Origin of the sequence: Acidicapsa acidisoli (assembly GCF_025685625.1) — a bacterium.
Classification (GTDB): domain Bacteria; phylum Acidobacteriota; class Terriglobia; order Terriglobales; family Acidobacteriaceae; genus Acidicapsa; species Acidicapsa acidisoli.
In genome coordinates this window covers 781,990-798,433 of sequence record NZ_JAGSYI010000003.1, presented here as the reverse complement: position 1 = coordinate 798,433, position 16,444 = coordinate 781,990, and the positions used below count along the sequence as shown (strand labels likewise).

16 protein-coding genes are annotated in these 16,444 nt (G+C 58.7%); 6 read left to right on the top strand and 10 right to left on the bottom strand.

What is annotated here, in order from left to right:
• Positions 1-106: 106 nt before the first annotated feature.
• Positions 107-1,216, top strand: a complete 1,110-nt coding sequence (locus tag OHL23_RS21200; RefSeq protein WP_263353962.1) for a beta-propeller fold lactonase family protein — start codon at positions 107-109, stop codon at positions 1,214-1,216.
• 7 nt (positions 1,217-1,223) lie between these two features.
• Here the strand turns inward: OHL23_RS21200 and OHL23_RS21195 are convergent, their stop codons facing one another.
• The 4 genes from OHL23_RS21195 to OHL23_RS21180 all read right to left on the bottom strand — a co-directional run bounded on the left by OHL23_RS21195 (position 1,224) and on the right by OHL23_RS21180 (position 4,580).
• Positions 1,224-1,556, bottom strand: coding sequence for an ArsR/SmtB family transcription factor (locus OHL23_RS21195; RefSeq protein WP_263353961.1), 333 nt, complete (start codon positions 1,554-1,556; stop codon positions 1,224-1,226).
• 47 nt (positions 1,557-1,603) lie between these two features.
• Positions 1,604-2,098: an SRPBCC family protein gene (locus OHL23_RS21190; protein ID WP_263353960.1), complete on the bottom strand. Its 495-nt coding sequence runs from the start codon at positions 2,096-2,098 to the stop codon at positions 1,604-1,606.
• Positions 2,099-2,249: 151 nt separating this feature from the next.
• Positions 2,250-3,416 (bottom strand): tRNA 2-thiouridine(34) synthase MnmA, encoded by a 1,167-nt coding sequence (gene mnmA, locus OHL23_RS21185; protein ID WP_263353959.1) that lies wholly within the window; start codon positions 3,414-3,416, stop codon positions 2,250-2,252.
• Between the two features lie 3 nt (positions 3,417-3,419).
• A complete protein-coding gene (locus OHL23_RS21180; RefSeq protein WP_263353958.1) occupies positions 3,420-4,580 on the bottom strand; it encodes a cysteine desulfurase family protein in 1,161 nt (386 codons plus the stop codon).
• Between the two features lie 222 nt (positions 4,581-4,802).
• Between OHL23_RS21180 and OHL23_RS21175 the strand changes: the two genes are divergently transcribed.
• Positions 4,803-5,396, top strand: coding sequence for a DinB family protein (locus OHL23_RS21175; protein WP_263353957.1), 594 nt, complete (start codon positions 4,803-4,805; stop codon positions 5,394-5,396).
• Between the two features lie 341 nt (positions 5,397-5,737).
• Positions 5,738-6,154, top strand: coding sequence for a DUF2442 domain-containing protein (locus OHL23_RS21170; protein ID WP_263353956.1), 417 nt, complete (start codon positions 5,738-5,740; stop codon positions 6,152-6,154).
• A gap of 54 nt (positions 6,155-6,208) precedes the next feature.
• On the opposite strand, the gene OHL23_RS21165 is transcribed toward OHL23_RS21170, so the two are convergent.
• Positions 6,209-7,345, bottom strand: a complete 1,137-nt coding sequence (locus OHL23_RS21165; RefSeq protein WP_263353955.1) for a citrate synthase — start codon at positions 7,343-7,345, stop codon at positions 6,209-6,211.
• A 497-nt stretch (positions 7,346-7,842) separates the two neighbouring features.
• Between OHL23_RS21165 and OHL23_RS21160 the strand changes: the two genes are divergently transcribed.
• Positions 7,843-8,685 carry a hypothetical protein gene (locus OHL23_RS21160; RefSeq protein WP_263353954.1) on the top strand — a complete coding sequence of 281 codons (843 nt, stop codon included), beginning with the start codon at positions 7,843-7,845 and terminating at the stop codon, positions 8,683-8,685.
• A 44-nt stretch (positions 8,686-8,729) separates the two neighbouring features.
• On the opposite strand, the gene OHL23_RS21155 is transcribed toward OHL23_RS21160, so the two are convergent.
• From OHL23_RS21155 to OHL23_RS21135, 5 genes are all read right to left on the bottom strand, one after another.
• Complete coding sequence (locus tag OHL23_RS21155) at positions 8,730-9,248, bottom strand: REP-associated tyrosine transposase (RefSeq protein ID WP_263353953.1); 519 nt, start codon at positions 9,246-9,248, stop codon at positions 8,730-8,732.
• A gap of 111 nt (positions 9,249-9,359) precedes the next feature.
• Entirely contained in the window at positions 9,360-9,986 is a 627-nt protein-coding gene (locus OHL23_RS21150) for a hypothetical protein (protein WP_263353952.1), read from the bottom strand.
• 190 nt (positions 9,987-10,176) lie between these two features.
• Positions 10,177-11,922 carry a DNA polymerase/3'-5' exonuclease PolX gene (polX, locus tag OHL23_RS21145; RefSeq protein WP_263353951.1) on the bottom strand — a complete coding sequence of 582 codons (1,746 nt, stop codon included), beginning with the start codon at positions 11,920-11,922 and terminating at the stop codon, positions 10,177-10,179.
• Between the two features lie 262 nt (positions 11,923-12,184).
• Entirely contained in the window at positions 12,185-12,415 is a 231-nt protein-coding gene (locus OHL23_RS21140) for a cold shock domain-containing protein (protein WP_263353950.1), read from the bottom strand.
• Positions 12,416-12,608: 193 nt separating this feature from the next.
• Positions 12,609-13,508 carry an NUDIX hydrolase gene (locus tag OHL23_RS21135; protein WP_263353949.1) on the bottom strand — a complete coding sequence of 300 codons (900 nt, stop codon included), beginning with the start codon at positions 13,506-13,508 and terminating at the stop codon, positions 12,609-12,611.
• A 243-nt stretch (positions 13,509-13,751) separates the two neighbouring features.
• Between OHL23_RS21135 and bshC the strand changes: the two genes are divergently transcribed.
• Together bshC and OHL23_RS21125 are read left to right on the top strand one after the other, a co-directional pair.
• Complete coding sequence (bshC, locus tag OHL23_RS21130; RefSeq protein WP_263353948.1) at positions 13,752-15,362, top strand: bacillithiol biosynthesis cysteine-adding enzyme BshC; 1,611 nt, start codon at positions 13,752-13,754, stop codon at positions 15,360-15,362.
• 58 nt (positions 15,363-15,420) lie between these two features.
• Positions 15,421-16,383, top strand: a complete 963-nt coding sequence (locus OHL23_RS21125; protein ID WP_263353947.1) for an alpha/beta hydrolase — start codon at positions 15,421-15,423, stop codon at positions 16,381-16,383.
• Positions 16,384-16,444: the final 61 nt, after the last annotated feature.

Sequence of the window (16,444 nt, the reverse complement as noted above, 5' to 3'; positions counted from 1 at the left end):
ATCCGAAAATGTCCTCCGATGACAATTTCATGAGTGACGGTCGCTCCGGATTCGCATTGGGCGTCTAATCGGGTAATATTCCGATTGTCATTCAAGGGAGATCATCTTGCCAGCAGGATTCAGGTGTTTCCTTCCAGGCGGCGTTGTATTGGCGTTCTCACTGACGGCAATGCAACCTGCTATCGCGCAAACCACGCCGCAGCAGTCACTGCTGGTGCTTTCGAAGCACGACCACGCCCTCTCCATTGTTGACCCAGCGACCTTAAAGGTGATTGCCCACGCACCCGTGGGACAGGATCCCCACGAAGTCATCGCCTCTTCGGATGGTAAGACGGCATACGTTTCGATTTATGGCGGAGGCGCATTTCATGTGCTCTCCGTGATCGACCTTGTAGGTCAGAAGGCGCTGCCGGATATTGATCTGGGCGCGTTGAATGGGCCGCACGGCCTGACATTTGTTGGCGGGAAGCTGTGGTTTACGGCGGAGGGCGCTAAGGCTATCGGGAGCTACGACCCTGCTTCCGGCAAGATTGACTGGATCATGGGTACCGGCCAGAATCGGACGCACATGATCTATGTCACGGCGGATCAGAAGCAGATTTACACCACCAACGTCGCCTCGGCCACGGTCAGCATTCTGGAGAAGACTGCCCGTCCGCCGATGGCTCCGCCTCCGCCGCCGAAGATGCAGCATGGGCCGGGCGCCGCGAATGGTGGACCGGGAGGACCTGGACTTGGGCCTGGAATGAACGGGCCGCCTCAGATGGACTGGACTCAGACCGTCATTCCGGTCGGCAAGGGTGATGAGGGTTTCGATGTTTCGCCGGATGGGCGCGAGCTTTGGACTGCGGACGCGCAGGATGGCACGATCTCCATCGTAGATATTCCAGGCAAGAAGGTTGTGGCGACGCTGCCTGCCAAAGTCTTCGGCGCCAACCGGCTCAAATTCACCACGGATGGCAAGCTTGCGCTTATCTCCAGCCTCAGAGACGCGGATCTCGTCATTTACGACACGTCCAGCCGAAAAGAGGTGAAACGCGTGAAGATCGGCCACGGTGCGGCGGGGATCCTAATGCAGCCGGATGGGGCACGGGCGTTCATTTCCTGCGGGCCGGACAACTATGTCGCGGTGCTGGATCTGAAGACGCTCGAAGTCACCGGCCACATTGATGCTGGCGGCGAACCGGATGGGCTGGCATGGGCGGTGCAGCAGTAGCCCGGTTCTATTCGTCTGGCGACTCAACTGTCTCGGCGAGGAATTCGCCCAGCCGGTCGAATCGGCGCTCCCATGTTGTGCGGCGGTCCCGAATCCATTGTTCCATCACAGAAAATCCTTTCGGTTCGATTCGACAGGTGCGCACGCGGCCAACTTTTTCGGTGCGCACAAGCCCGCTTTCTTCAAGAATCTGCAAATGTTGCACCACGGCCGCCAGCGTCATGGCCAGCGGCTCGGCTAATTGCGACACGGTGACCGGCGCTTCGCTCAGCCTCTCTACCAGCGCCCGGCGCGTGGGGTCGCCGAGCGCATGGAAGATGCGGTGGATGTTGTCGGGCACTCCATTCGGAGGTGTCGACCCGGCAGGAAATGAGGTTGGAGCGGGCACTACTTGGCCAATGACTCAGCCAGCTTATTGAGAAGGCTGGTCCAGCCCATTTTGCGCATCTCCGGTCCGTCCGAGTTCTCGAAGAAGGCCGCTTGTTCGGTGAAGAGAATGTCGGTGCCCGCATCGCTTGGCATCAACTCGAAAGTGGCTAGGGAAGCCGAAAATGGGCGATTAGCACCGACCGTTTCGCGCCCGATTGTGTAGGCGATCACGATGCGGCGGTTGGGCTGGATCTCAAGGTACGTTGTGTCGTAGCGAAGGATCACGCCTTGGAGAGGACTGTCGGCCGGTGTCTGATAGCGGGTGCAGTCTTTGCCCCCGACGCGGAAGTCCATGGTGAATTCCAAAACCTCCATGGTGCGGCCGTCGGCATACCATCGGATTTTCTTGGCCGGGTCGGAGAAGGCGGAGAAGACGCGCTCTGGCGAGGCGGGAAAGCTGCGTTCGAGAGTGAAGGTCGAGTGGTTGACGGTCGGCTGTTGCATGGTTTCCATCGTATCCTCCGGGTCAAATAGTAAAGTACACGCTTAAGTATGCGCTGAAGTTTCCTATTGTCAAGTAAAAACTTAAGTATTTGAAGGCGAATTTGCCTGTTCCTGCGAAGGCGATGGATTTGGAGGATTTTCGAGGGTACTTAAGAGAGGACTAGATGATCCAGGCGCCGCCTACGACTTCGTCGCCGTTGTAGAAGACGGCCGAGTGACCGGGCGTGACGGCGCGCTGGGGCTCGTCGAAAGTGACGAGGACGCCCTCGATGCCGTCCGGTGTGATCGTTGGTTCAATGCTGGCGGGAGCGGGGCTCTGGCTGTGGCGGATGCGGGCCTGAACGCGCATCGGGGCGTCGAGGGCGGCGATGCTGATCCAGTTGGCGCGGGTGCAGGTGAAGCTGTTCCGGTTCAGCTCCGACTCCGGGCCGACGGTGACGTTGCGGCTGGCGGCGTCGATCTGGAGAACGTAGAGCGGATTGGGCGAGGTGACGCCTAAGCCCTTGCGCTGGCCGATGGTGAAGTTGTGGATGCCTTCATGATGGCCGAGCGGTGTGCCGGCGGTGGTTACGAGTTCGCCGGATGAGTCTGGCAGTTCGCGGCCTTGCTCTTCTAGATAGTTGGCGATGAATTGCTTGTAATTGCCGCCGGGGATGAAGCAGATCTCCTGCGAGTCGGGCTTGTCGGCGAGGGTGAGGTGGCTTTCACGCGCAATCTCGCGAACCTCGGGCTTGGTCAGATGACCGAGCGGGAAGAGTGTGTGCGCCAACTGATCCTGGGTGAGGCCAAAGAGAAACCAGGTCTGGTCCTTGGCGAGGTCGGCGGGGCGCTTGAGAATCCAGCGACTGCGTGCAGGATCGTACTCGTTGCGTGCGTAATGGCCGGTGGCGATGCGCTCGGCGCCGATCTGGCGCGCGGTGCGGAGAAGCTGGTCGAACTTGAGGTGGTTGTTGCAGAGCGAGCAGGGGATGGGCGTGCGTCCGGCAAGGTAGTCGTTGACGAACGGCTGCACGACGTCGTGCTCGAAGCGTTCCTGCTGATTGACGACGTAATAAGGGATGCCCAGCGTTTCGGCCACGCGGCGGGCGTCGTAGACATCGTCCAGAGAGCAGCAGCGGCCGGTCTTCGGAGCTTCGGGGACGCCGGGCTTTCCGGCGAGGCGGTTCTGGTCCCAGAGCTGGAGGGTCAGGCCGATGACGTCGGCTCCTTCAGAGCGCAGCATGGCTGCAACGGTCGAGGAGTCGACGCCGCCAGACATGGCGACTGCGATGGTTCCGGACTGGGCCTTACCGCCGGTTAAGGTTTCGGTTTCAGTTGTCGTTGCCATGAGCTAACCTGCGGTTCCGGCCAGCTCGGGGGCGAGTTCACGAAGGCGTCCAACTGCTGCGGGAACTACTTCGAGGGCGTAATCGATGTCTTCCTCAGTTGCGGTCTTCAGCAGGCTGAAGCGCAGGCTGGCGCGGGCGCGGGTTTTGTCCAGGCCCATGGCCATGAGCACATGAGACGGTTCGGTCGCGCCGGAGTGGCACGCGGAGCCGCCGGAAACAGCCAAACCCTTCAGATCTAGTGCGATCACCAACGCCTCACCCTCTAACTGGTCGAACCATATATTGGATGTGTTCGCGGCGCGGGGAGTTCCACTGCCATTTACGCCGGTGCCTGGGATTTGCGCGAGAATCCCGTTCTCGAGCCGGTCGCGCAGGCCTGCGAGCCGGTGCATTGCGCCGGTTTCGAGGCTGTGCATGGCCAGTTCGGCGGCCTTGCCGAGCGCCACGATGGCGGGTACGTTTTCTGTTCCGGCGCGGCGGCGGCGCTCGTGGCTGCCACCGACCATGAGCGGATCGAGCGGCGTGCCCTTGCGCACGTACATTGCGCCAATGCCCTTGGGGGCGTACATCTTGTGGCCGCTGATCGTCAGAACATGGCAGCCGATGCGGTTTACGTCGATAGGAATCTTGCCTGCGCCCTGCACGGCGTCGATGTGGAAGAAAACGCCGGTCTGCGCGGCGATGCGGCCAATCTCTTCGACAGGCTGGACGACGCCGGTTTCGTTGTTGGCGAGCATGACGCTGATTAAGCGGGTTTCCGGGCGGATGGCGCGCAGGACATCCATCGGGTCGATGAGGCCGTCGGGACGCGGGTCGACCTTGGTGGTCGCGATTCCATCGTGCGCCAGGCGGTCGGCGGCGGCAAGTACGGCGGAATGCTCGATGGAAGTCGTGATGAGGTGGTCGCCGGGGTGCAGGAGGCCAAAGAGGGCGGTATTGTCGCCTTCCGTACCGCCAGAGGTGAAGACCACTTCGGCGGCGTGACAGCCGAAGAACTCGGCGAGCGTTTCGCGGGCCTGGTCGACGGCGGTGCGGGCGCGCTGCCCCTGTTGGTGGATCGAAGAGGCGTTGCCGTAGTGCTCCATCCAATAGGGGCGCATGGCCTCCACCACCTCCGGTAAAAGGGGTGTGGTGGCATTGGCGTCCATATAGACTCGGCGCATGGCAAAATTCTCCTTATTTTGTCATTGTACGTAGAGTTTGTCTTCGACGGAAACGGAAGTGGACTGAAACGACGATTCTGACGGGCTGATGGCGGAAAAGGGAATGTGGATGGAAGCTGGCCTTCCGATTTATCGATCTTTGGTTGGCAATCCGCATTGGGCTGCTGGTACATTCATTGCGCGGCCTGAACGTTGATTTGCGCCGCGCGGAGGGTTGTTCGGATGCGTATCTCGTCTCGTTTCTTTGCTGCTTCGCTCTTTGGCTGTTGTTTGCTGGCTGCGACTTCTCACGTTGCGATGGCTCAGGCTGCCGCGAAACCGGCGTCGCCCGCCGTCGGCACACAGATTCCGCCTGCGCAGGTCTACGAAAAGCTGCTCTCCGGGATGGAGAAGGAATTTGTGGATGCCGCCGAGGCTATGCCAGAGGACAAATATAACTTTGCGCCCCCTGCCGGAGCCGGGGAATTCAAGGGCGTTCGCACCTTTGGCGGACAGGTGAAGCATATCGCTGAGGCGGGCTACTACTTCTTTGGTGGGCCGAATTACTCCGAGGCCGAAAGCAAGACCAGGTCCGAGGCCATTGAGAAGCTGACGACCAAGGCGGATATCGTCAAGGCGCTGAAGGATTCCTTTACGGATGCGCATGCGTTTGTCGCGACGATTACGCCGGAGAATGCCTTCCAGCAGACTGCGCACGGAACCCGTGGCGGGATGGCGGCCTTCGGAATTGCACATCTCATGGATCACTACGGCCAGATGTGCGTCTATCTGCGCATGAACGGCATCGTTCCACCCGCCAGCCGCGGTGGCATGTAGATCGTCATTGGACTTGGGGGAGCTGGTATTTCCGGCTCCCGCTCATCTACCGGGATAGATTTCGTTTACAATAACCTAAACGCTTCGGTTTAATGTTAGGATGACTCTATGCCAACGTTTTGAGGGCTGGCGGATTTCGGATTGTTGTTTATCCGAACGATCACCGGCCAGCCCATGTCCATGTGATTGGCATGGGCATGAGGCAGTTTTTGAATTGAATTGTCAGAACGGTCCGGTTGAACTGCGCGAGAATTATGGGTTTTCTGGCCGGGAACTGACGCGAATTGCAGAGATGCTCGATGGCAATCTGGCCACTTTATGTAATGCGTGGGAGAGCATACATGGACGTTGAGGATCAGATCGATCTGGCAAACTTGAGGGCGCAGGAACGCCTGGCATCGCTTCCTCGGGCGATCAGCGCCCGTTATGATCGCCGCATTGGGCGGGTCGTGATTCGTCTCAATACGAAGCTGGATATCGCTTTTTCGCCACGGGATGCCGAGGGCCTGGAAGCTGCTCGTCCCGAGGAACTTGAGCCGATCGAGGTTTCTCCGTCCGGCTTTGGCATCCATTTCCCGAAGCTGGACGCGGATCTTTATCTGCCTGCACTTCTGGAAGGATTTCTCGGATCGAGAAAATGGATGGCTGCAAGGATGGGCGCGAAAGGCGGCCGATCAAGAAGCGAGGCCAAGTCCGAAGCGGCAAAGAAGAATGGGAGCCTTGGCGGCAGACCGCGGAAGAAACAGCCGGCTGCATGACTGGCGGGTAGAATCCCCGCCAGTCATGCATGGTTGCGTCATGGTGGCAGGAGCCTACGTACGATCCGACAGCGGGATGTAACGAGTTGGATAGATTGGCCCGATGTATTCGGCTCGCGGGCGAATCAGGCGGTTGTCGTCCAACTGCTCGATGACATGCGCGGCCCAGCCTGCGATGCGGCTCACGGCGAAGATCGGTGTGAAGAGATCCACATCAATGCCGAGCGTGGTGTAAGTGGACGCGGAGTAGAAGTCCACGTTGGCGTTCAGGCGCTTCTCTGCGTTGATGTATAGTTCGATCGCTCGCGACCAGTCGTACCACTTGGTGACTCCTGAGTCCTTCGAGAGCTGCTCACTCATGCGGCGCAGATGCGTGGCGCGCGGGTCTTCCGTCTTGTAGACGCGATGACCGAAGCCGGAGATTTTTTTCTTTGCTGCCAGCATCTCGCGAACGTATTCGACCGGGTCCGCGCCTGCTTTGTCGATGGCGAAGAGCATTCGCATCACGGCTTCGTTGGCCCCACCGTGAAGCGGGCCTTTGAGTGCGCCGATGGCGCCTGTTACCGCGGAGTGAATGTCCGAGAGGGTCGACCCGATGACGCGGGCGGCAAAGGTGGAGGCATTCAACTCGTGGTCGGCATGGAGGATCAGCGCGACGTCGAGTGTACGGGTTGCGGTCTCGGTGGGCTTTTCGCCATTGAGCAGCCACAGGAAGTTGGCCGCGTGGCTCAGCGAAGGATCGGACTCGACGACGGGCAGGCCTTTGCGCAGGCGGTCATAGATGGCCACGATCATGGCGATCTGCGAGGTCAGCCGGAAGCTCTTGCGGACGTTGGCGTCGTGCAGGTTATCGTTTTCATCGGCATCGTACATGCTGAGCGCGGAGACAGCGGTGCGGAGCACTTCCATGGGCGTGGCGCTGGCGGGAAAGCTCCTGAGCAACTGGAGGATGGCAGGGGCGAGCACCCGCGACGCGGCCAACTGGGCGCTGAAGTCCTCCAGTTCCGCCTGATTGGGCAAACGCCCGTTCCAGAGCAGAAACGTGGTTTCTTCAAAGTTTGAACGCTGCGCGAGTTCGTGAATATCGATGCCGCGATACGAGAGAATCCCGGCATCACCGTCAATCCAGCAGATACCCGAGTGCGCGGCGACAATGCCTTCGAGTCCCTTTCCAGCAACCGCAGTCGACATATGTTTTCGATGCTCCCAGTCTTTTTAGTTGGCAAGTGCTTCGTGGAGACAAGGCCATCCGGCCGTCCATCAATTGAAAAAAGCGATACAGCGAAACAGGCTATGCAATCCGAAAAGGACGGCAAAACTCTTTATAGCGCAGCGATTCCATGGTTGTCACTCTTGTGCTTTTCACGATGTGACGTGAAGTTCGGTGAGATGGCATGGCGCAAGGGGAGTACTGCTGCAAGCGATTCCTGCAATGGATGACGACCGTACCGGAATGCGGCATCCGGATGCTCGAGCGAAATTTATTGCGGGTATCAAAGTGCGGCAAAATTCCCTAGAAGGCCGTTGTTTTCAGTATGCTTATTTCGACCGGTAAACTACGTCGTCTATAGATCTTGACGGCAGAAGCCGGAAGTTATTACCCAACCTGCTGTGCAACATGGCGCAACGGCACAAACTTCCGCAATTGAGGGAAGGCATACAGGCCGTCGCCAACGAGAGGCGAAATCATGAGCGAATTCGATACCCCACCATCGAGGTCTATCTCTGGAGCGTTGATCGGCGTCGTAGCGGCAGCCCTGCTTCTGGCAGTGGGAGGCCTGGTCTGGAGCTACGTGCTGTCCACAAAGATCTCTCACCAGGAAACAGCACTCAATCAGGCCAATGAACAGAATGCCAAGCTGGCTGCCGAACTGCGCGAGACGGACGCCCGGCTGAAAGTGGCTACGCAGGAGCTTGGCCAGTCCCTGGGACTGACGCAGAAGCAACTCGAAGCGCGTTCGCAGGACATTCTACGCAGGGAACAGGCGGACAGCGCGAGACTTGAGAGGGACCAGAAGGCTGCTGCGCAGGCTGCCAGCCAGCAGATTACGGCCGTGTCGAGCCAGGTTTCGGATGTGAAGACCGATGTCGGCGGCGTGAAGACAGACGTGGCCAAGACGCAGACCGACCTCGCTGCTGCGGTCAGCCAGCTCCAGTCGATGAAGGGCGATCTCAGCGGCCATTCCAGCCTGATTGCCCGCAATCATGATGAGCTGGAAGTGTTGAAGCACAAGGGCGACCGTACTTTCTACGAGTTCACCCTGGTCAAGGGACAGAAGAAGCCCGTGGGCACGGTGAGCCTGGAGTTGAAGAAGGCGGATGCGAAGAAGAGCCGATTTACGCTGACAGTGTATTCCGATGACAAGAGCTACGAGAAGAAGGATCGGAATCTCAACGAACCTCTGCAGTTTTATGGCGGCAAGGACCCGGCGCTTTACGAGATTGTGGTGAATTCGGTGAGCGCGAAGAACACTGTGACAGGGTATTTGTCGGTGCCGAAGAATGCGCCGGTGCCGCCTACGGTGAACTAAGGCGTGGTTCGGCGTCTATTTTTCCGGGCTACTGAATATTCGATCTAAGTCTTCGAGACGGAGGGAGCCGGGGCCTTCAGGCCCCGGAAATCGTTGTCGTGTTTTTGAGGGCTTCCGCCCCGGATGTGCAACGGCATCGGGTCCAATTCTTCGTGGGTTGCAGAACTGTAACGATAGTCTTCCCTCGCCGATACGAGTCTTTTGCGGACCGGGTTGTCTTCGATATACCGCACGCAAGCTCTGAACTTTTCGTCTGTCAAGATCTGACTTTCATTGAAGCTCCGCATCCACACATCGTGCTTGCTCTTCAAGCGGAAGGAAAAAACGCCTTTGATAAACTGCATCGCTTTTTCGAGGGAGACATCAGGTGCCGGTGTGATCAGAGCGTGCAGGTGATCCGGCATGATCACAAATGCGTGCAACAGAAATCTTCCCTGGCTCTGATAGTCGAGGATGGTTTGCTGGAGCAATTCGGCGGTTGCGGTGACTTGGAAGAGGCTGTGGCGTTGAGCAGCGACGGAGGTGACGAAGTAGGTCCGAATTTCTTGTGGGGCCTTTCGCATTTCGGCAGGATAAACGAACGGCCCGGGGCTGAAGCCCCTTCGTTTCCTGCGGATTTTTCAGGGGCCTGAAGGCCCCTGCTCCCTCCGGAACTGCAAGATCAGATTTGCGTTCTACAGTTCGGTGACTGGCCCTTGAGGCGTGAGGATCAGGTCGGGGTGGTACTTGAACTGGATGGAGAAGTTCAGATCTTTGTGGGCTGCCCACTGGGCTTTGCTTACATGGAAGGACGAGATGATCGTTCCGTCCAACTGCTGACCGGGGGCGACGACTGTCTCTCGGATCAGCGTTTTGCCGTGCAGCGACTTGAGTTCGGGATAGGCGATGAAGATGCGGTCGTAATCCAGCGCGGTAGCTGCATAGCTGGAGTGGATGCCGTCCTCGAAGGTTGCGTTGGTCAGCATGTCCTTGAGCACAATCGGATCTTTGCTCTGGTTGCGTACCCGGATCTGCGCGAGCACCAGCACCTGATCGAACTGCTCATCCGGGGCCTGCACGCCATTGGCGTCGACTGGGGAAGTGAGTGTGTGCACGCCGTGAGTCCACACCTGCGTCACTTCTCCCGCAGCCACAGGAGGCACGCGGTTGGCCATGAGAAAGAGCGTGATGCCGACCGTGACCGCAACAAAGGCCACCAGGGTTGTCCATAGAAGATAACTGCTGCCTTTGGCGAGGTCTTCTCCTTCGGAACTAGCATCGAAGTCGTGAGCGGGATCGTTCTGTACATGGAGGAGGCTCATAGCGAACTCATCTTACTCCGATCTCGGTAGGAAAGCCGATAAAAAGCGGGACACGCCCGTCCAGAGCGGGTCAGAGTCGATCATTCCAGTCAAGGCAAAGTAATCGGAAAACAGACCGAAGCAGAATACAGCAACGAATGAAGCTATGCACTTACCTGCTCAGGGTAGATGAGATGCTTCTTTCGCAGGTTTATCCATGACGTGGCCGTAACCCGGCTAGAAACTCTTGCGCGTTACCCGTGTTCAGCAAATCCCGAGGAGTTAGCCAGGCTCGCCGGAGTTGCCGGACGCCATACTTCATTTTATCCAGATGACGTGTGTCGTGAGCATCTGTATTTACGACAATCTTGCAGCCCAGTTCTTTGGCCAGGCGCAGGTCGCGGTCGTTTAGGTCCAGCCGTTCAGGCGCTGCGTTGTGCTCGACGGCTACGCCAAGCTCTGCGGCACGGCGTAGCACGGAGGGCAGGTCGATGGCGAAGGGTTCGCGGCGCAGGAGCAGGCGGCCGGTCGGATGGCCGAGAATTCGCACATAGGGGTTCTCGATCGCCCTGAGAACGCGTTCGGTCGTCTCTTCGCGGGATTGATTGAAGAGGGTGTGCACGCTGGCGATGACCACATCCATCTCGGCCAGGACTTCGTCGGGAAGGTCGAGGGCTCCGTCGCCCAGAATATCGACTTCAATGCCGGTGAAGACGCGAATCCGGCCTTCCATTTCGCGGTCGACCTGACGGATCTGCTTGATGTGTTCGAGCGCGCGCGCCTCGTCTAGGCCGTTGGTCATGGCGAGGTTCTTGGAGTGGTCGGTGATGGCGATGTATTCGTAGCCGCGAGCCAGCGCCGCGTCGGCCATTTCGCGGATGGAATTGCGGCCGTCGGTGGCGTGGGTGTGCATGTGGACATCTCCGCGCAGGTCGGAGAGCTCGATGATGCTAGGAAGCTGATGCTTAGCGGCGGCCTCGATCTCGCCGAGGTTTTCGCGCATCTCGGGCGGCATCCAGTCCATGCCGAGGGCTGCGTAGATCGACTCTTCGGTCTCGGCGGCGACGACGGATTCGTCATCCAACCTGGCCAGCGACCACTCGCTCAGTGTGTAACCCATCTTCAACGCTCGCTGGCGCAGGGAGACGTTGTGCATCTTGGAGCCGGTGAAGTATTGCAGGGCCGCGCCATAGGAGCCGGAGGGTAGCAGGCGCACGTCCACTTGGAGGCTGTTGGCGAGGTAAAAGCTGACCTTATTTTCGCCTTTTGCGATCATGTCGCGGATGCCGGGGTAGGCGGCTGTGTATTCGACGGCGGCGCTTGCTTTGTCGGGTTCGCAGGCAGGGCCAGTGACGAGAAGATCCAGATCGCCGGCGGTTTCGCGGCCGCGACGCAGCGAACCGGCGGGAGTGACGCGCTCGATCCCGTCAAAGGCAAGCAGATACTGGATGATCCGGTCGGCCGACTCTTCGGCTTCGTCGATGCGAAATCGCCCGGCGCTCTTGCGAAAGTCCTCAATGCCTTTGCGCAGCTTCTCGATCTGCTTTTCGCCCATGCGCGGCAGGCCGTTGAGACGACCTGCGTCAATCGCCTCCGCAAGCTGGTCGATGCTGGAGATTTTGGCGGCATCCCAGAGCAGAGCGACGGTTTTGGGGCCCATGCCGGGAAGCTTCAGGAGGTCGAGAATGCCGGTCGAGTAGCGGGCGAGGAGTTCGTCGCGGAGAGGGATTGAGCCGGTGGCGACGGCGGCTTGAATATTGGCCGCCATGCTTTTGCCAATGCCGGGGACTTCGAGCAGTTTTGCGAGGTCGCCGGAGGCTGCTGCAAGGTCCACCGTGCTTTGTTCGGCGGCTTCGGCTGCACGGCGATAGCTGCGAATGCGGAAGGCGTCTCCGCGGCTGATCTCCAGGAGGTCGCCGGTTTCCGACAGCAGGCGGGCAAGGGTTGCATTGTCCATGGGAAGTGAATTCTCCGTGGACAGTATCCGCTACTTCAGGCGGAGTCTGCCAGAGCAGGCTAGATGTTCAGCGACAACTAGGCGCGGACCCATACTTTAATCTAGACAGTAATCCGGGCAGCATCCGCGCACACGAACTACTTGTCGTTACGCAAGGAACTCGATTGAGCCACGCTCTGCCCAGATGGCACACCTGGGCAGGTCACAGAAAGTGAAGTTATTGTGGCACTGCAAGAGCCCGGATTCGAGCTAAGTCAGTCAACTACGCCGCAGCTGAACTGGAGTCCTTTTGCCGGGTTACGGTGTCGGCTTGTGGACCCTTCTGACCGTTGACGATGTCGAATTCGACCTCGTCTCCTTCTTTCAGCGACTTGTATCCATCTACCTGAATGGCCGAGTAATGTACGAAAACATCCGGTCCGTCTTCACGACCGATGAAGCCGAAGCCTTTGGCGTTATTGAACCACTTGACTGTGCCTTTGTATTGAGCCACCGGATTTCATCCTTCCTTTTCTCGATGCTTGCGACGTTTTTTGGAGCCGCTAAATGGTATGACGTAGCAACGAGACGAAAAGTTGAAGGAACGATGTACGCGATTTTCATATGAATTTCCGGATGGCATTTCCTTACAGGAAACGGTTCAGGGCATGTTCAAGGCAAGTTCGGGCTGATTCGATTCTGCCCGGTCATTTTTTCCGCTTCAGCCCTAACTGCCGCGCATAGAGCAGGACTGTGGTCAGAGTCTTGCCGTCGATGATCTTGCCCTTGTCCACCATATCGAGCACATCCGAGAGCTTTGCCAGGCGGAAATCGATGTGTTCGTCCTCCTCGGGATGGGCGTCGCCAGCGACCAGGCCTTCGGCGAGAAAGACATTCATTGATTCGCCCAAGAAGCCGGGGCTGGCGTAGTAGAAGAACAGCGAAGACCATTTCCTGGCCTGGTAGCCGGTTTCTTCGGCCAGTTCGCGTTTGGCACCGTCGAGAGGCGCTTCGCCTGCGTCGAGCTTGCCGGCGGGCAGCTCCCACAAAAACTGGCCGGCAGCGTGGCGATACTGGCGCTCGATGACGATCCAGGGGTCCTTTTTGCGCTTGGACGGGTCGACGGCCAGAATGACCACCGAACCGTTGTGTCGAATGACATCGCGATGCGATTCACGTCCGCCAGGCTCGATGATGTGGTCCCGAAGGACACGGAAAAGCTTACCCTCGTAGGCAACCTGCGAATCCAGAATCTGTTCTTTCTCGTCTTTGTCCGCCCCTGCGCGGATACCTGCCTTGAGCCTGGAGACCGCCTTGGGCTTGGGCTTGGCCTCGGCAACGTTGGTCGTTTTCCTGCCAGCCTTCGCTGGCGCTTTGACTTCCACTGAGGGCGCAACGGAGGGCTTTGCAGCCTTGGCGGCCTTAGGAGATTTGGCTTTCGGGATTTTGGCAGGGGTCTTTGTGGACTTCGCCGGTTTTGCAGCGCGAGCGGACTTGGTGGGATTGCCGGACACTACCGCAACGACTTCTTCTGCGGATACATCTGCGGCTGCGCCTGCGGCCAAAGGACTTGTGGTGCTTTTTGTCGATTTCTTCTTCGCTGTCATTACTCTGTCGCTCCCGGGGCTAAATCTCAATGTTTGCTAACAATTACGGTACCATCAGTGCGGTAGTCGTAGAATTAGCTGTTTCGCTCACCACGAGGCCAACGGCCTTTTTTGTTTGCGTGCATGGAACTTTGCAACCTAACGGATGTTTGCAACATCCGTTAGGTTGAAATATAGCCTCAGCATTAAACTCATTCAGGAGCAGGTTTTGTAAATTGTTCCTGGAAGACTTGAGACGCGATTTTGACCGCAGAATGCTTCCCTATCTCCGTCGTGCCGGGTCTCTCCCGGATATTCCTGGATTTCTGCGCCGGGGAAGCGGCCGTGCGTGGGTGGTTTGGCGGTGATCCCAGAGAACGCGCCTGGCAGCACACGCAACTTCGTCATACAAGCGAACATCGTGACCAACTGGTGCAGCTGCTCGCAGCACAGAATCCATCGGCAACTCTGGCGCCGGCCTTGTTCAAATTTCGGGATGGAGCCAATGTTGTCGTCACCGGACAGCAGGTAGGCATTCTGGGTGGGCCGTTGTTTACGCCGCATAAGGCGGCGACCGCTGTTGCGCTGGCGGGGGAAGCTACCGGTGCGGGGCACGCGCATGTGCCGGTCTTCTGGCTCGCCAGCGAGGATCACGACTTCGCGGAAGTGAATCACGTCACATTTCCGGCGCGGCGGGAGTTGCGAAAGCTGATCTATGACTCGGCTCCGAAGGCTGCGGTTCCCGTCGGCGGCATGGTGCTGGATGAATCGATTACGCCGCTGATCGATCAAGCGTGGGAGTTGCTGGGTTATTCGGACGCGATGGAATGGCTGGCTGCCGCGTATCGGCCAGGTCAGACGCTTGCTGGTGCGTTCGCCGAGTTCTACGGCAAGGTATTTGCTGCACACGGTCTGCTTGTTTTCGACGCCGCTGGGCGAGAGGCGCACCGGCTTGGCGCGCCGGTGTTGGGGGCGGCGATCGAGCGCGCCGATGAGCTGCATTTTGCGCTGCTGGAACGCAACCGGGAGCTGCAGGCTGCGGGGTATCACGTCCAGGTTGCGGTGGCAGAGCGCGGCAGTTTGCTCTTTTTGTTGGATGGCGAGACCGGTGCTCGCAACGCGCTGAAGCGGATCGAGGCGACTGCTACTGAACCGGCAGGGCTGTGGCAGGCGGGACGCGAGAAACTTTCTACGGACGATCTGCTCGGAATTCTAGCGAGCGAACCGGAGAGGATTTCTCCTTCGGCGCTGCTGCGGCCCGTCTTTCAGGATCAGATATTGCCGACCTCGGCCTACATTGGCGGTCCGGCTGAGATTGCCTATTTTGCCCAGTCTGCGGTGCTCTACGAGCGCATTCTCAGCAGGCTGACTCCGGTGCTTCCGCGGCTGACGGCTACGCTGGTCGAGCCGGCGATTGCCGAGCTATGGGACCGGCACGAACTCACGCTGGAGGGCGTTTTTGCCAGTACGGAAGAGTCGCTGGCGCAGCGGCTTGCGGCACGTGCGATGCCCATTGCAGGCAAGCGATTGCTGGCTTCCGCAGGCAACGCGCTGGATGGCGAACTGACGGCTCTGACCGAATACCTTGGGTCATTGGACACGGGATTGGGGCGGTCGGCGCAGGTTTCCGCCAGCAAGATGCGGTACCAGATGAATCGTCTGCGGCGGATGGCCGCGAACTTTGAATTGCAGAAGGAAGCTTCTCTAGGACGCCATGCTCAGGCCGTGATGCAGTCGCTATATCCACACGGAGGATTGCAGGAGCGTTTGGTTGGCGCGGCCTATTATCTGGCCCGGTCTGGCGATGGGCTTATCGACAAGCTGGTTAGTGAGGCTGCGGGTGGCTGTCCGGGACATAAGCTCATTCGGCTATAATTCGCCCCGTTTGCAGATCGAGACTCAAGTGGACTCAATTTCTGAGCGGAGGCATTTCGTGCGGCTTCTTTCCTATATTTCCATGGCTTTGTTGGCTTCGGCCGCGTTGGTTACGGCGGCCCAGACTGAGATAAAGCCCACTTCGTCCGCATCCTGCGCGGAGACTTCTTCCAGTAACGAATTTCTCGGCATCTCGACGATCCGCTTATGGCCCGGCGACGCGCCGCAAGCGAAAGGCGCTGGTTGCGACGACATTCCGACGCTCTCGATTCTGCGTCCGCAACCGGGGCACGAAAACGGCAGCGCGGTGATTGTGATGCCGGGCGGAGCCTACTTGCACCTGGCTTCGATCCTGGAAGGCAGGGAAGTGGCGGACTGGTTTACTGCGCGGGGATTTACGGCTTTTGTGCTGCGATACCGGCTGGGTAAGAAGTATCTGCTGCCTGTACCGCTGGTGGACGCGAGGAGGGCTGTGCAACTGGTGCGGGCCAGGGCGCGGGATTACCATTTTTCTCCGAATCGAATTGCGATCATCGGGTTTTCGGCGGGAGGCAGTCTGGCCGGACTGACGGCGACGCAGTTTGTTCCCGGCAATCCGGATGCGGAAGACCCGATCGACCGCGTCTCCAGCCGTCCGGATTATGTTGTTCTCGGATATCCGTGGATCGGCGCTGTCTCTCCGGACGTGTCTCATCTCAGCTATTGCAAGCTGATGGATGTGATGGATCGTTGCGAGGAATTGCAGAAGGCTTACTCACCCGATTTGTTCGTGACGAAGGACACGCCGCCGACGTTTATCTACCATACGACGGATGACGCGACGGTTCCGGTGGAACAGGCGCTGAGTTTCTATGAGGCACTGCTGAAAGCGGGAGTTTCGGGCGAGATTCATATCTTCGCGCACGGGTCGCATGGAAGCGGGCTGGGCTCCGGCAACGCAACGCTGGATCAATGGCCGAATCTGCTGGAAAACTGGCTGCGCGACAGGGGATTGCTGACTCCGGAAGCTGTCGTCCACTAGGAACTACTGACTGGCGTAACGTTGACACCATTTCGGACCCATGTTTTTATCGTTTCTGAAT